Here is a 15,819-nt window from a genome sequence, read left to right as displayed (position 1 = left end):
CTAGACACGCTCATATTTTAACTTCAGTATTTTGATTAAGCCGCCATAAGGGCTTCTTTGCCGTGTAAGCGTAGTAATTCCATTAACTCATCTCGATAGTCATGAAAAATACTATGGCGCTTGATGTGGGAAGTCCGTTCTGGTAAATTAATAGTAATCTCTTTTCTGACTGTACCGGGGCGTGAACCTAAAGCATAGATACGATTAGATAAAAATACAGCTTCCTCCACATCATGGGTAATCATAAAGATGGTTAAGTTTGTCCGTTGCCATAAATCAAGGATAAATTCGTGCATGGATTCTTTTGTGTGAATATCTAATGCGCCAAAAGGTTCATCCATTAGTAATACTTTTGGTTCTGAAGTTAATGCACGTGCGATCGCAACTCTTTGTTTCATGCCTCCTGAGAGTTGTTTGGGTAAAGATTTAGCAAAGTTAGATAAGCCAACAACGCTGAGATAATAACTAGCTTTTTCTTTTCTTTCTTTTTTCGGAACTCCTTGTAATTTCAAACCAAATTCTGTATTTTCTTGAACATTTAACCAAGGATAAAGAGTATAATGTTGAAATACCATTCCTCGATCGGGTCCAGGGGCAGTAATAAGTTGACCATCTATTTTTATCTCTCCAAAACAGGGTTTATCTAGTCCTGCAATTTGACGCAGTAAAGTTGATTTCCCTGAGCCTGAAGCACCTACAGCACAGATAAATTCACCCTCTTTAATGGTCATATTAATATCTTTTAAAACAGATAATTTGCCATTTTCTGTATCAAAACTTTTGTGTAAATTTTTAATTTGTAAAAACATAAAATCACCTCTTTTTATAATAGTTAAAACTTTTAAAATTAACGTTTTTGACTAGACCATTTACAAGAAACTCTTAGCAAATATTGAAAGAATAAATCTAAAGATAAACCGATAATACCAATCACAATTAAACCGACAAAAATCTCATCAGTTTTTAAAAATCTTCCTGCCACACTGATACGCCTTCCCAAGCCTTCAGTAGAAGCAATCAATTCCGAGACAATTACTAACTGCCATGCCGCCGCTAAATTAATACGACAAGCATCGAGAATACCGGGCAAAGAATGGGGTAATATCACCTGAGTGAGAATTTGCCACTTATTACCCCCTAGAATATACGTCGATTCGATCAAATCTTTTGATACAAATTTTACAGTATCCATAACCATTAGAGCGTTAAAGAAAAATACACCTATAAATATAAGAGTGATTTTCGGTTCTTCTCCGATACCCAAGTAAAGGATTAAGAGGGGAATAAACGCTGGTGCGGGCATATAACGCATTAAACCGAATAAAGGTTCTAATAAAGCCCGAATACTAGCAAAACTACCCATTAAAATGCCGATGGGAATGGCGAATAAAGCGGCAAGAAAAAAACCAACTCCCACTCGCCATAAAGATGCGATCGTATCTTGCATTAATTCACCGCTACTCCAAAGCCTTCCAAAAGCCTGTAAAACATTAGCAGGAGAAGGTAGAAATTTAGGATCGATATTACCAACAGTAGTAATAAACCACCATAAAAACAAAGGAAGCGCGATCGAACTTATGGTAAGGGTAATATAGAGAGGTTTGGGAATGTCCTCAGATAAACGCCAAAAACCATTGAGGATATTTACTTTTGACTTATTCATCTCTTTGGTTAACTTGGTTTGAAAATAATGAAAAATGAAGAATTAATAATTAACAATTAAGCTAGTTTGCATTTAAGTTGTCTGGTTAAGGCGGGGAATGGGGAATAGGCAATGGGCAATAGGTAGGTGTTTGAGTTATTTTCAAGAATTAAGAAAAAATGTAAGTTAAATGCGTCTTAGTTTAAGAGGTGTCAGAAGTTGTTCAAAAAGTTTTAAATCCCCCTAAATTCCCCTTAATAAGGGGGACTTTTCAAGATATTTTTCACTTATTCCCCCCCTTTTGAAGGGGGGCTAGGGGGGATAAATCACCAAAAAACTCAGAACCCCGAACTCCTAACTCCTAACTCCTAACTCCTATCCCTTCTTCTCGGCGTAGGCTTTGACAAAGTGATCGTCGAAAATGTTACTTAAATCAGCTTCTTGACTAGCTAAACCCACATCAACTAAAAACTTATTCATTTGTTCGGCGGAGTAAGAAAGAGATTTCATAGTATCACCGGGGGTAAAGGCTTCTAAATTCTCCTCAATGGTGAATAGTTTTGTGCCTCCTGCATATTCTTGGTATTCCTCCACAGAAACTCCAGCCCGTTTTGCCATAATTTCGTTAGCTTGATCGGGATTAGCTTGAATATAATCCATAGTCGCAAACCATGAATCTACCATTGCTTGTACTTGTTCTGGGTTTTCTTCCACAAACTTACGAGTAAACACAAGGTGATCAGAAATTGAACCGGGGAAGTCTTTAGAGCTAAATAACTCCTTACTGTTAGGGCGAGTTAAGGCTTGGGTTGTAAAAGGAGCAAATACTGCCACTGCGTCCACCTGCCCTGCCACAAAAGCGGCGGCGGCTGAACCTGTTTCAAGAGGTACAAATTCAATATCTTCAGGCGATAAACCTGCTTCTTTCATCCCTAAGAGCAAGAGGAAATGATCCACTGTACCTTCTTCGGCGGCTACTTTTTTCCCTTTTAAGTCCTGAATGGTGTTAATTTCTTCACTGACAATAATTTTATCGTTACCAGTGGAGTTATCATTAACTAGGACTATAACTTGATCTGCACCCCCTGCGATCGAACTTACGGTATCTCCTAAAGTTTGACTATTAGCGTCAATTTGTTCAGCGATGAGAGTATTAATAGATTCGAGATAACCGTCAAACCATTTTAAGTCCACATTGACATTATTCTGCTCAAAAATACCTTGATCGTTGGCAACCTGCCACGGAAACCAACCAGGCCAAGCACTAAAGCCTAATCGGACAACAGGGGTTTCACCGTTAGTACCTCCTCCTGCACTGGTGTTAGTGTCGATATTGGACGCAGGATTATTACAAGCAACGGTAAGGGTTAAAGTGGCGAAAAAGACTACTAGGTAAGAAAGAAAGGATTTTCGTTTCATAATTCTTTAATCCATTACAAGGATTGACAAGATTTGCTTAAACACTGATTAATTGTTGTTGATGTTGATGAATGAGAGAAACTTGATTTTTGACCCAAGTAAACCATTGATCCAAGCCCATTTCTGTTTTACTGGATACGGGAATAATGGTTACATCAGGATTCATTTGTCTAACATTGTTGATTAATTTATCTAAGTCAAAGTCCAAATGAGGGGCTAAATCCATCTTGGTAATGAGTAAGCAATCCGCTTCTTGGAACATGACGGGGTATTTTAAGGGTTTATCTTCCCCTTCAGTAATGCTCAACAAAGCTACTTTTGCGTGTTCTCCCACTTCAAACTCCGCAGGACATACCAAGTTACCCACATTTTCTACCCACAGCAAATCAAAATCTGAGGGGTTATATTGGGCTTTTAACTGGTGAATACCCCCCGATACCATTTTGGAGTCAAGATGACACGATCGCCCCGTATTAATAGCAATGACAGGGACACCATATTGCCGCAATCGATCTGCATCTAGCTCAGTAGTCATATCACCTTCGATGACAACCATATTTAAAGCGTATCGGAGGCGTTCAAGAGTTTTTTCTAAAAGAGCGGTTTTACCTGCCCCTGGGCTACTCATGAGGTTAAAACAAGTAATACCCCACTCATCAAAGTGCGATCGGTTATGATCTGCCCCTGCTTGGTTGGCATGAAGTAGATTAATTTCTAAAGCGGCATCAAATGTTTGGTGCATAGTTAAACAATTAAAAATAAATGTAAAGTCAAAAGAGTAAAGTTAAAAAGGCAATGGGCAAAGGTAATTAATTAGTTTCTCCCTAACACCCCAATACCCCAACACCCCACTGCACCCTCTAAAGAGAATACTCAAGGCGATCGATTTTTAACTCCCTCCCTGAGCGAATATCATCCATCGGAGAATGACATTTAGGGCAGGAATACTGTAAACCAATTTCTGGTTGATACTCCTCATCACAGCTATGACAAAAGGCAACTAGAGGAATATTTTTAATGGCTAGTTTTGCCCCTTCAAGGAAAGTGTTTTTAGTTTGCACTTCAAAGGCAAATTCCAGAGAAGCAGGTTCAACACAGGTAAAATCCCCCACCAATAAATGAACCTTGTCTATTTTGTATGGTTGCGGTTGTGACTCATACCAATCAGTAATAGTCATAATTAATGCCTTTGTCATGTCCGTTTCGTGCATAAGCAAGTGAGTAAAATTAATTGTGTATTTACTGTTCAGTTATAAGGCTTACTCCCCACTCCCTACTCCCTACTCCCTACTCCCCACTATCTCAAAAACCCCAATTTATTTTGTACCAGTAGTTATTTAACTCCAAGGTTGATCAACTACTTGGGCTTCTTCGTGGATATAGTCGGGTTTTTGTTTACGAGGTAATTGTCCTGATACCACTAAATGAGCCATAGTGTCACAAATAACACGGGTTGCCATTAAAGCCGTCATATCACTGACATCATAGGGAGGAGAAACTTCCACTACTTCGATACCGCAAACAGGAGTGTTTTGCACAATTTTCTTGAGTAGATATAAAGCCTCACGAGGCAACAATCCACCCGGTTCGGGCCATCCTGTACCTGGTACAAATCCAGCATCAATGCAGTCAATATCAAAACTAATCCAGACGCAATCAGTACCATCGGTTGCTTTTTCAATGGCGAAATCCGCCGCCGCATCTAAGCCCATTTCCGTTATGTCGGTAACAGTTAAGATATTAGTTGCCCTTTCTCGACAGACTTTCACTCCCTGACGGGGTACTTGCCAACCACCGATGCCAAGCTGAACAAGATTTTTCGCAGGGGCATTTTTCATGTTAGTAGCATGAAACCAAGGACAAGTGTGCATTCTTTCGTCTAAATCCGTCTCTTGGGTATCCACATGGCGATCGAAATGTATTATTCCCACCTTTTTATCCCCTAAATGACGACAAACCCCTCTCAAAGTGGGGAAACCAATAGAATGATCTCCCCCCAGAATGATAGGAAACGCCCCAGATTTGAAAATATGGGCAACCCCTTTGGAAATTTGATCAAAGGATTTTTCATTATTAGCAGGAATCGTAAAAATATCCCCCACATCACAGAGTTTAATTTGTTCTCGTAAATCAACTCCCAACTCAAAGTTATAGGGAGTGTATAAAGCACTTATTTTACGAATGCCTTGAGGACCAAATCTTGTACCGGGGCGATAAGTAGTACCTGAATCATGGGGAACACCGACGATCGCAACATCATAGTTACCCACTTGCTTAACATCTTCTAAATAAGGGGCTTTAAGAAAGGTATTAATTCCCGCATAATGGGGTAATTCTCCACGGGAAAAAGTGGAAATGGTGCGATCTTTAATGCTTTCTGCGGCTTCCAAACCATAGTCTAAGCCCTGTTGAACTTCCTGTTGCCATCCCGTGAAAGATAATTCAGACTCTTTTTGTAGTGCCTTTTGAGCTTCACTTTCTGGTAGATTGCTCATGGTTGTTTCTCCTTAAATATAATCAACTGTTGCCAAAAAACAACAAAACCCAGAAGGGTGACAGTGAGAACCATCACATCCTCCCGGGCTTTTCTCCCTCCGTGTAGCTACTTAATTCGTCGTCAATCAATTAGGAAATCTTTTATAGTAGCTTGTTTCTCTCGGACCAGTCACGCCCTAAGCATCGGAACCCTAGAAACCTTCTTTCTTTTATTGCTTTTGTTGTGGTTAAACATAACAAACCTCTGGGGGGGATACTGTATAAAAAAATACGAAAGAGAAAATTCGCAATAAAAAAAGGGACAAGGGGCAAAGGTAATTAACAATAAGTCTCTACTCCTTATTTTTCAATACTTTTTTCATTGAACTTAGGTTTACCAAGGACTACTAATTAAAGTAAATGCAGACCAATAAAAAGGATGAGATAAATCTAATTTTCCTTTTAATTTTAAATTGTCGGGTAGGTAAATATCTCCTTCAGGAGTGATTAAGCGATTATCTTCAAAATAGACTTTATCCTCAAGCAAAAGATTTTGAGCCTTTGTTAAAGCCTGTACTTTCGTCGGATTTTTCTCTGATTGATTAATTAACTGCTCGTAAAATTCAGTAATTAAAGCTAAAGTACCTAAGTCACTGACATACCATAAACTACCTAGTGCGGACTTAACTCCCGATTGTAGGGCAATACCTGTAAATCCCAATTCAGAATTATTGTCACCAACTGCAGTATTACAAGCACTGAGAATTAATAAATCTGGGGGTGTTTGCCAAGGAAGTTCGTACATTTTATCAAGGGTTAATTTTTTGTCCCAGAATTGAATATAAGAATTATTTGGGCTTCCGGGCTTAAAGTCTGCATGGGTGGCTAGATGGATAATTTCAAAGGGTTTTTCTTTTAGCCGTTGTTGCATATTCGCAAGGGTAAATTCTTGATTAAAAAGTATTTCTTCTTGATTTTGAGAAGATTTTTTTTGAACTTTTTGAGCAACTTCTTGTAATTCCACTAAAACTCCTGGTAAGGGGGTATTATCTGTAAAATTAGATGCTCCCATTGCTAAAACTGTGGGATTATTGAAGGGTTTATATTCAGGGTTAATTAAGTCAAATGCAGGTATGCGACTTAAATTGTATTTTTGCACTAGGAATTTTTCTCCATCATGGAGGGCGGCAAAGGGCAATAAACGTACACCTTCTCCCATACAAAATAAGATGTTATTGATTTTTTCTGGTTCTAGGATTTCTTTTTCAAAAGGGCTAATAATCCATTGATATAATTTTTGGGATAGAGTTAGGTCAAAAGGGGTTTCTAGTTGATTTATTTGCTTGTAAAAATCTGTAACTGTTCGGTTAATTGTATCAAAGGGTACTTCATAAAGATCTTTAACGGTAATAATACCTCTGGAAGTTATTAAAACTAAATGTAAATATTCTTTTTCTGGCACTACCCACATAACGGCTGATGTGGTTTGAGCAAGACGATCGGCGATCGCAATTTTTCGAGCTATTTCTGAAGCGTTTTGTCGATTGTGAGATGAAGTAATACGAACATTGACAGGATTAAATTGTTCGGTGTTAATTATTCTCCCAAAATATTCTTCATATTCATTACGGAAACTATCTTCCATAATTCCCATTTTCTGACTTTTAATTCTCTGTTCGATACCGTTTATTGCTTTAGCTTGAATTATTTGTCGAGATTGAGGTGTTGCTAGAACTAATAATAGTGTAAAAATGAATAGTATAGTAATTTTTCTGTAACTCGAAGATAAGTTATTTTTTATAAATTTTAGTAACGTTTTTACGGTTTTCATCTTTATTTTTCTTCATCTGCCCATTAAAAGTTTCTTGGTTTTTACTATAACTAATAATTTATGATTACTGAAAAATGAATCAGGTATTTTTTCTATTTAGCTCTAGTTATATTTTTCCTAGTAAGCTAAGACCTATTAAACTTACTTTTTATTAATTCTTAAAGAATGTTCAAACGCTCAACTATTGCCTATCAGCGTTGCCTATTTCCTAATACCACCTGATGATTTAGATTATTCTTCCCTTATAAATTGATTTCTAGCAATTTCTAATTGGTCAACGATTCAGGATAGAATAAACAAAAATAAAGGTTCGATCGAAAGAATAATATAGAAAATAATAATATGACCACAGCTACTCAAACCAAATATGAAGCAATTATTGGTTTAGAAACTCATTGTCAACTCAACACCAACAGTAAAATTTTTTGCAGTTGCTCTACTAACTTCGATAGCCCCCCAAATACAAATGTTTGTCCCGTATGTTTAGGACACCCCGGGGTTTTACCCGTATTAAATCAAGAAGTTTTAAACTCCGCCATCAAAATGGGTTTAGCTTTACAAGGGAAAATTGCCCGTTATAGTAAATTCGATCGCAAACAGTATTTTTATCCTGATTTACCGAAAAACTATCAAATATCTCAGTATGACTTACCCATTGTTGAAAATGGACAGTTAGAAATAGAAATAGTTGATCCCAAAACCCAAGAAGTAACCAAAAAAATCATTGGTATCACTCGCCTACACATGGAAGAAGATGCAGGGAAATTAGTTCATGCAGGTAGTGATAGATTAGCAGGTTCAACTCATTCCCTTGTTGATTTTAATAGAACTGGCGTTCCCTTACTCGAAATAGTTTCCGAGCCTGATTTACGCACAGGGCAGGAAGCCGCAGAATACGCTCAGGAATTGCGCCGCTTAGTACGTTATTTAGGTATTAGCGATGGCAATATGCAAGAGGGTTCACTACGTTGCGATGTTAACATATCCGTGCGTCCTGTAGGGCAAAAAGAATTTGGAGTAAAAGTAGAAATCAAAAACATGAACTCTTTTAGTGCCATTCAGAAAGCCATCGAATATGAAATAGAAAGACAAATAGAAGCAATTAACGAAGGTGAAGCCATTGTTCAAGAAACCCGTTTATGGGAAGAAGGCAGTCAACGCACCATCAGTATGAGAAGTAAAGAAGGCTCAAGCGATTACCGCTATTTCCCTGAACCTGATTTACCCCCCTTAGTTATCAATGACACTCAATTAGAGGAAATTAGTAAAACTTTACCTGAATTACCTGCCAACAAACGTAGTCGTTATGAAGCAGAATTTGGCTTATCGGCTTATGATGCAAGAGTATTAAGCGATGATAAAGACGTTGCTTTATACTTTGAAGCCGTTGTTGCTAATGGTGCAAGTGTTAAAGGTGCGGCTAACTGGATTACTCAAGATATTGCCGCTTATCTCAATAGCAATCCTGATTTAGATATTAACAAAATTGCCTTAAAACCTGAAATGTTAGCAGAGTTAGTTAAGCTAATTGAAAAAGGTACTATCAGTGGCAAAATTGCAAAAGAAATCCTGCCTGAATTATTAGAAAAAGGTGGTTCTCCTAAAGAAATTGTGGAAAATAAAGGCTTAGTTGCCATTTCTAATCCTGACGAATTAAGTACAATTATTGATAAAATCTTAGCAGAAAATCCTGATAAATTAGAACAATATCGAGCAGGAAAAACTAAATTACAGGGGTTCTTTGTTGGTCAAATTATGAAAGCCACTAGCGGAAGGGCAGATCCTAAATTAACTAATCAAATTCTAAATCAAAAGCTCAATGCTTAAGTGAAGTTCGGGATATTAGGGGATTGGGGTTTCAGGGAGCAATGAGTAATTATCAACTATTCACTATTCACCTTTGCCCCTTGCCCTTTGCCTACTCTCGGCAACACGACTTTTCATCAACCCCTAACTATTGGAAAAGATTATGCTAACAAAAGTAAAGAATCATTTGGTATAAACTGAAGCAATATATCGTTGAAATCACTATCTCCGGTTAAATCCATATCTTCAAAAGCGAAAAACCCTGTACCCATAGGTAAAGCAGAGATAATCCCCTGATTTGCTTGTTGGATACTAAAATGGACATAATTATTTGATGGCAAAGAGGATGAATCTTGCAACAACTCTAAGGCTTCATTGATCGTTCGATTCGGAGTAATGAAGCTAGCATAGTAACTATTTTCCGATAAACCAGCTATCATTTCCGAGCCATTTTGACCAAATTCGGGTAAATTTTGACCTGTAAAACCATCAACACCATTAGATAAAGCCCTTTCTAAGGCTTTCACCGCATAATCGTTAGTACCGGGGGAAAGTCCATCTATATCTCCGGTTAAAGTATCTACTCGGAAAAGACCATAACCAGAATTATACTCCCCTAAACGTGCAATATTGAGAGTATATTCCGAAGACTCCGCCGCAAATACTCCTCCTCCTGCAGGTGCTAATCCTACTTCTAATTTTTCCTCATTGGGATCGAAAATAATAGTATTATCTGCATCTTCATTAATAGCAAAAGCATCGCTTCCCACTGACACTAAACCGCTACCATCAGGAAATCTCAGGGATAGAGCAAAAGTTTCTCCTGTGGTAAATCCTTCCGCAATGTCTGCTTGTTGAACGTTACCATATCTTTGGGCTTCAGTTGTGATAAAAGAGGTGGCATCTACAAAAGCATTTAAAGCCTTTTCACTGTTCAAGGCTAAATTTGACTGAGGATTATTGGCAAATGCTAAATACAGGCTGTTTTCTAATGCTAAATCGATATAATCAGGATGATCAGAATTTATTAATTCCCCATTATAAGAAAATGAACCATCAATATTTACACCATAAATGCCCACTTGAGTTCCTTGAGGCAAGGAACTAGGCATCATCGCTGTTATGTTTCTTGAACCTGCGATTTCACCAAAATTATAAAAAACTCCTGATGTGGAGGTTTCATAATAACCGGGAGATACCCCATTAGGAAATAAAGTTATATTGCCTTCGGCTACTGAGTCGGGAAAATCGTTACTTACCACTTCCATTGTGGCAGTAATATCAGGTAAAACTAGATCTGGACGTTTGGTGGTAAATTCAAAGGTTAAGGTATCCACCCCCGCGACAAAGGTTAGAGGAATACGAATTTGATTATCAAATATCGCACCTTCTGTTAAATCAAATGTATGACTAACATCTGCATATAAGCCAATATTTTCTTGCCAAATACTCGGATCATTTAACACTAATTCAGCCGTAATGTCTTTATTTATCTGCTCAGGAGTACGATGTAATTGAACGCTAATCGCCCCATCAATACTACGTCCACGGCGATCGAACGAATTAGACTGGGATTGAGGTACTAAACTAGAAGTAATAGAAAAACCGAAATCAGGTTCAGGAGGAGTATCAATTTCTCCCGAACGACTCCAAATCCAAGCGCCTTGACCTAACATATTAGCAATAAGAACATCATCCACAGGATCATATTCCAAGTCCAAGTTCCAACTACCCGGACCAATATTTTCAGGCAAACCATCCCAATTCATAGGGGAAAAAGTGCTAGGTTGTCCATTACCGTCAATATTGCTAATCCATAAACCTCCTAAACCCCCTACCACTAACTGCTGAGGGTGAGTATCCGTTGCAGGTAATAAAGTAATAGTTTGCAGATTAACTTGGGGATCTAAACCTAATTCTTGATAAGTATAATAAATAGGCTCATTATTTCCGATTTTCACCGCTAGACGATTATTTTCCCCTGAAGGATTATTCTCTCCTAACAAATATAAAATAGATGTTTCCGTTGCCAGATAATAAAGATTATCACTATTAGATACAGAATCTGAATGGTGAGTAATATCGTTAATATATAGCCCTTGAACCGAATCAATTAACTGTAACTGGTAACTATTAGGATCAAGCATCGTAGATGATTCCGAGCCATTTCTTCCTAATAGATAAGAATTTCCCGTTTCTGGATCAAAATATGCTGTATATAGATCATCCCAACTGTAGGGTTTTGCCATATCAAAGCTACTCACCTCTTCCAGACTCGAACCCACATCCAAAGCGGTAAAATCCTTAACACTATTGGACTCAAAACTTTCTGGAAGTAAAGGCATTAAAAGTATTTCATTGGGATCTACTTCCCAATGAGGAATAACCGCCTCATAAATATTCCTTGTACCCGCAAAAACAACGTCTCCTGCCCGATAAGGGTTACTATTGGCAGGAAGACCAAAAGGATAACTTCCATCAGGATTAACACTTTTAAACCAGTTTCCTTCAAAAAATGCAATAGGAACTTCATTTCCGTCATAGTCAAAAGTGATTAAATTAACACTATTAACGCTTTGCCAAGTGCCTGTTTCATCAACAGTAGTTAAAGTAATATTTCCACGACTCATGTACTGCTGAGAAGCATAGTATCCCCGACTAAAACCATCCCCCTGATAAAAAGCATCATCAAAGAAACCTAACGAACCATCCCCACCATAAACATTAGTCCATGTTAAATTACCATAACTTCCCATAGCTACGGAGTTATCCTGTATGGCACTAATCAACTGATTACCAATATTACTCCAATCTCCCGTCTTAGATTCCAAAGTCTGTAAACCTTTCCCACTTAAAGAAGTCCACGGAGATCGAGAATCAACTCCCTTCTGGAAAATTCCTCCGTCATCACTTTGTATCAGTTTTAATCCTTCTGGAGTTTCATAAAAAATAATACTGCGACTATCTGCATGGGGTGCAGTACCTCCGACAAATTCCTCTCGAATAACCCCATTTCTAGGTCCAAACCAATCCACTAATTGGGCATTAGAACCATCCGCCTGAAATTCTATTGCGACAACTCCCCCCGTATAAGGACCATTTAGACTATTTCCACCATAGTGATTTCCTCCAGCCAAAACTCTTAAAGCCAAAGGATCTTGAGGATCTGCTATAAAGGAGAAATTTCCATAAAAATACGTTCCTGCTCCTTGTCCACTACCAATATCACCCTGAACATTAACCGTCTCAAAATCTATTAATTCCGAACCATTGAGAATAAGTCTGTTAATGACAGATATTTTATTTGCTTGAGAAGCACCCACAAATAATATTGTTTGACCGTTAACCAGTTCAGGATAAGCACTAAGACGTAAGTTATCAAATGTTCCTAAAGAACTATAAAAGTCTCTAAGTTTATCTCCCGTTATATTTAATACAGTAGTTGTATCTGTGGAATCAATGTAATTAAAACCACCAGCACTTATTTTGTAAATATCTCCATTGTTGTTATTGGTCACTTGTACCAAAGAAATTTCTTGAGGATCTTGGGTTAATATTCTTAAGTTACTAACTTCTCCTTCCACAACATCTACAACCGCTAATTCATTAGGACTGGCGATAAAGAGATTATCACTAATCCAGTCTAAATCTCGAATATTAATTGTATTTTCAACAAATAGATTACTAATATCTGGATTAAGAATTAACCACTCTAAACTTCCATCCTCAAGTATTTTGGCGATTTGTAATCCTTTACTGTTACCTGAAGAATAGGCACTAAAATTAGAAGGATTACCTTGCCCAACGGCTAAATATTGTTTATCGGGTGAAACGGCTATTTTCGCAATGGATTGAATACCCTGATAACCAGAATTAGTATCATTACTAGGTTTACTCTGCCAAGTCCACTCACCCCAACTGTCGGTAGCGTAAGTATAAGGACGCATCCAAACCCCACCATTTACCGCACCGATATAGAGAAAACCATCTCCATTTTCTCCTTGAACCATTGCCAAGCCGTTAACCGCTCCTGAAATCAGAGTATCTCCCCAAATTTCTGGATAACTTAAACGTCCACGAATGGGATCTTGTATGGGGGCAGGTCCTACGGGTATCCAAGTATTTACTGTCGGTGTCATTAGATAAAAATACTTACTTATTTTTTAATATTAAAAAGTACAAATTTTATAATTATTTTACACCATAATCATACTTTTATTTCATTTATTATTAATAATAAATAATTTCATCTTTATCTATTGCTCTAACCCCAAAACTTCCCCCACACACAGGTAAAAATTTTTGTAGTAATTGAATAATTAGTCATTAACAACCTCTATAAGTGAATTCAGAGTTCAGATTTAGGAGTGAAAAAACAAATATTAAAGTAAATAAATTTATTTTTATTTTAAATTCTTTGATTCTCTAAAAAATGTTCAGAAAATATAACACCTGATACCCGACACCTGCCCTTATACAAATAATTGAGATTAACTAGAAATTACCGTGAGATTCGATCGCACCTTTAACTTTTTCTATGACCTCAGAAACTGCGATCGCACCTAAGTCCCCAGAGGCACGGGTACGGATACTAAGGGTATTATTTTCCACTTCATTAGCTCCCACAACCGCCATGACAGGGATTTTTTGTTTTTCCCCATTGCGAATCATCTTACCCAGTCTTTCACCACTGTTATCTACCTCAGCACGGATACCGAGACTTAACATTTTTTGACATACCTCTTGAGCATACCCAGAAAAATCATCGCTAACAGGCATTAAACGCACTTGAATAGGTGCTAACCAGAGAGGGAAATCCCCCGCATATTCTTCGATTAAAATACCGATCAGACGTTCTAAAGACCCGAAGGGCGCACGGTGAATCATGATGGGACGTTGACGGCTACCATCGGGGGCGGTATATTCTAAATCGAAACGCTCTGGTAAATTATAATCAACCTGTACCGTACCTAATTGCCACTCTCTTTCTAAGGCATCTTGGAAGATAAAATCGAGTTTAGGTCCATAAAAAGCCGCTTCCCCTTCCGCTTCAAAATATTCCATATCTAACTGTTTAACGGCATTACGGATGGCATTTTGGGCTTTTTCCCACACCTCATCACCGCCGATATATTTGTCAGAATTGGGATCTCGGAAGCTCAGACGGGCTTTAAAGTTCTTTAATTGTAAACTCTTAAAGACTGATAGAATTAAATCAACTACGCTGAAAAATTCGCTTTCAAGTTGATCGGGAGTAACGAATAAATGGGAATCGTCAACGGTAAAGCCTCGAACTCTGGTTAAACCGCCTAATTCCCCTGATTGTTCATAACGATATACCGTACCAAATTCCGCTAAACGCATGGGTAAATCACGGTACGATCGCAACTCACTTTTATAAATTTGGATATGGAAAGGACAATTCATGGGCTTTAAGACAAAACCAACCTCTTTTTCCGCTTCTTCTACGTTATCCGCCATCATGGGGAACATATCTTCTTTGTAGTTTTGCCAGTGACCAGAAATTTTAAATAAATCCACCCTACCAATATGGGGACTAACTACCTGTAAATAACCTCTTTTGATTTGTTCCTGTTTCAAAAAGTCCTCAAGAGTCGATCGAATCAAAGTCCCTTTAGGAGTCCACAATGGTAATCCCGGACCTACAGGATCGCTAAAAATGAACAATCCCAACTCTTTACCTAACTTACGATGATCCCGTTTTAAGGCTTCTTCCTTACGGCGTTTGTATTCGGCTAATTGTTCAGGGGTTTCCCATGCCGTACCATAAACCCTCTGTAACTGCTTATTATTGGCATCTCCACGCCAATACGCCCCTGCTACGCTTTCAAGTTCGATCGCCTTTGGGTTAAGATCTGCTGTAGTCTCAACGTGGGGACCTGCACACAAATCCCACCATTGATCCGCTAAATGATAGATGGTGATAGGTTCTTCTTTGATACTATCTAAAATCTCTAATTTGTAAGGTTCATTAATATCTTTAATTCTCTTTTGCGCTTCCTCTCTCGTGACAACCTCACGGATAACAGGCAATTTTTTGTTAATAATTTTCGTCATCTCTTTTTTGATTGCCTTGAGATCCTTTTCTGCTAAGGGTTCAGGTAAATCGAAATCATAATAAAAACCTGTTTCTGTCCAAGGACCGATGGTAACTTGAGCATTAGGATATAATTTTTGTACCGCCATAGCCATAACGTGGGAGGTGGTGTGACGGATTTTTTTTAATTCTTCTGATTCGCTGGTGCGGGGTAACTTAATTGCTTCCTGATTAGACATGGAAATTATAATATAACTATTAATTAATAAATACTCAATAAATACTGATCTTAACCAAAATTCACCCTATTTGAGTTGTGAGATTATTCTGATAATTCCAAAAACAGTGAAAAGCTATACAATCGATGAAATATCAAGAAAATCATAATGTATGCTTTTGTTAGTGATTTACTTAAGGCAATACCTCACTTCGATCGCCCCAATAGATGCAAAAAACGAATTAAAATTATGTGTAAAAAGAAAATAAGCCTTTATTTAGTAGTCAAAGTTACAAAATGTTAATAATCAAATTAATAATGTATTGGGCAGTTAAGTATATAAATCTTTAAATATTTATTTGTATTCAATA

Annotated in this window: 10 protein-coding genes and 1 riboswitch; of the genes, 1 reads left to right on the top strand and 9 read right to left on the bottom strand. The window is 37.7% G+C overall.

The features are described from left to right. Positions 1–35: 35 nt before the first annotated feature. The 7 genes from Dongsha4_RS01450 to Dongsha4_RS01420 form a co-directional block, all read right to left on the bottom strand. The gene (locus tag Dongsha4_RS01450) at positions 36–809 is read right to left on the bottom strand and encodes an ABC transporter ATP-binding protein (RefSeq protein WP_330204014.1); all 774 of its coding nucleotides are present in this window, start codon (positions 807–809) and stop codon (positions 36–38) included. Positions 810–847: 38 nt separating this feature from the next. After that, positions 848–1,663 carry an ABC transporter permease gene (locus Dongsha4_RS01445; protein WP_190360912.1) on the bottom strand — a complete coding sequence of 272 codons (816 nt, stop codon included), beginning with the start codon at positions 1,661–1,663 and terminating at the stop codon, positions 848–850. Between the two features lie 354 nt (positions 1,664–2,017). After that, positions 2,018–3,061: an ABC transporter substrate-binding protein gene (locus tag Dongsha4_RS01440; RefSeq protein WP_330204013.1), complete on the bottom strand. Its 1,044-nt coding sequence runs from the start codon at positions 3,059–3,061 to the stop codon at positions 2,018–2,020. Between the two features lie 37 nt (positions 3,062–3,098). Next, positions 3,099–3,803, bottom strand: coding sequence for a hydrogenase nickel incorporation protein HypB (gene hypB, locus Dongsha4_RS01435; protein ID WP_330204012.1), 705 nt, complete (start codon positions 3,801–3,803; stop codon positions 3,099–3,101). A gap of 118 nt (positions 3,804–3,921) precedes the next feature. Continuing rightward, positions 3,922–4,272: a hydrogenase maturation nickel metallochaperone HypA gene (gene hypA, locus Dongsha4_RS01430; protein ID WP_330204011.1), complete on the bottom strand. Its 351-nt coding sequence runs from the start codon at positions 4,270–4,272 to the stop codon at positions 3,922–3,924. Between the two features lie 126 nt (positions 4,273–4,398). Then, complete coding sequence (gene speB, locus Dongsha4_RS01425) at positions 4,399–5,556, bottom strand: agmatinase (RefSeq protein WP_330204010.1); 1,158 nt, start codon at positions 5,554–5,556, stop codon at positions 4,399–4,401. Positions 5,557–5,634: 78 nt separating this feature from the next. Next, a riboswitch (guanidine-I (ykkC/yxkD leader) is annotated at positions 5,635–5,763 on the bottom strand. A 167-nt stretch (positions 5,764–5,930) separates the two neighbouring features. Then, positions 5,931–7,367, bottom strand: a complete 1,437-nt coding sequence (locus Dongsha4_RS01420; RefSeq protein ID WP_330204009.1) for a CHAT domain-containing protein — start codon at positions 7,365–7,367, stop codon at positions 5,931–5,933. Between the two features lie 342 nt (positions 7,368–7,709). Here Dongsha4_RS01420 and gatB point away from each other — a divergent pair, with 342 nt between their 5' ends. Beyond that, complete coding sequence (gatB, locus tag Dongsha4_RS01415; protein ID WP_330204008.1) at positions 7,710–9,194, top strand: Asp-tRNA(Asn)/Glu-tRNA(Gln) amidotransferase subunit GatB; 1,485 nt, start codon at positions 7,710–7,712, stop codon at positions 9,192–9,194. 140 nt (positions 9,195–9,334) lie between these two features. Here the strand turns inward: gatB and Dongsha4_RS01410 are convergent, their stop codons facing one another. Then, the gene (locus Dongsha4_RS01410; RefSeq protein ID WP_330204007.1) at positions 9,335–13,312 is read right to left on the bottom strand and encodes a hypothetical protein; all 3,978 of its coding nucleotides are present in this window, start codon (positions 13,310–13,312) and stop codon (positions 9,335–9,337) included. Between the two features lie 355 nt (positions 13,313–13,667). Next, a complete protein-coding gene (gene thrS, locus Dongsha4_RS01405; protein WP_330204006.1) occupies positions 13,668–15,470 on the bottom strand; it encodes a threonine--tRNA ligase in 1,803 nt (600 codons plus the stop codon). Positions 15,471–15,819 lie beyond the last annotated feature (349 nt).

Source organism: Cyanobacterium sp. Dongsha4, assembly GCF_036345015.1.
GTDB lineage: Bacteria > Cyanobacteriota > Cyanobacteriia > Cyanobacteriales > Cyanobacteriaceae > PCC-10605.
This window is presented reverse-complemented; position numbering and strand designations above follow the sequence as displayed.

Bases quoted from the DNA above. Each gene is read 5' to 3' on its own strand.
- Dongsha4_RS01450 (WP_330204014.1), bottom strand. From the start codon at position 809: ATGTTTTTACAAATTAAAAATTTACACAAAAGTTTTGATACAGAAAAT.
- Dongsha4_RS01445 (WP_190360912.1), bottom strand. From the start codon at position 1,663: ATGAATAAGTCAAAAGTAAATATCCTCAATGGTTTTTGGCGTTTATCT.
- Dongsha4_RS01440 (WP_330204013.1), bottom strand. From the start codon at position 3,061: ATGAAACGAAAATCCTTTCTTTCTTACCTAGTAGTCTTTTTCGCCACT.
- hypB (WP_330204012.1), bottom strand. From the start codon at position 3,803: ATGCACCAAACATTTGATGCCGCTTTAGAAATTAATCTACTTCATGCC.
- hypA (WP_330204011.1), bottom strand. From the start codon at position 4,272: ATGCACGAAACGGACATGACAAAGGCATTAATTATGACTATTACTGAT.
- speB (WP_330204010.1), bottom strand. From the start codon at position 5,556: ATGAGCAATCTACCAGAAAGTGAAGCTCAAAAGGCACTACAAAAAGAG.
- Dongsha4_RS01420 (WP_330204009.1), bottom strand. From the start codon at position 7,367: ATGAAAACCGTAAAAACGTTACTAAAATTTATAAAAAATAACTTATCT.
- gatB (WP_330204008.1), top strand. From the start codon at position 7,710: ATGACCACAGCTACTCAAACCAAATATGAAGCAATTATTGGTTTAGAA.
- Dongsha4_RS01410 (WP_330204007.1), bottom strand. From the start codon at position 13,312: ATGACACCGACAGTAAATACTTGGATACCCGTAGGACCTGCCCCCATA.
- thrS (WP_330204006.1), bottom strand. From the start codon at position 15,470: ATGTCTAATCAGGAAGCAATTAAGTTACCCCGCACCAGCGAATCAGAA.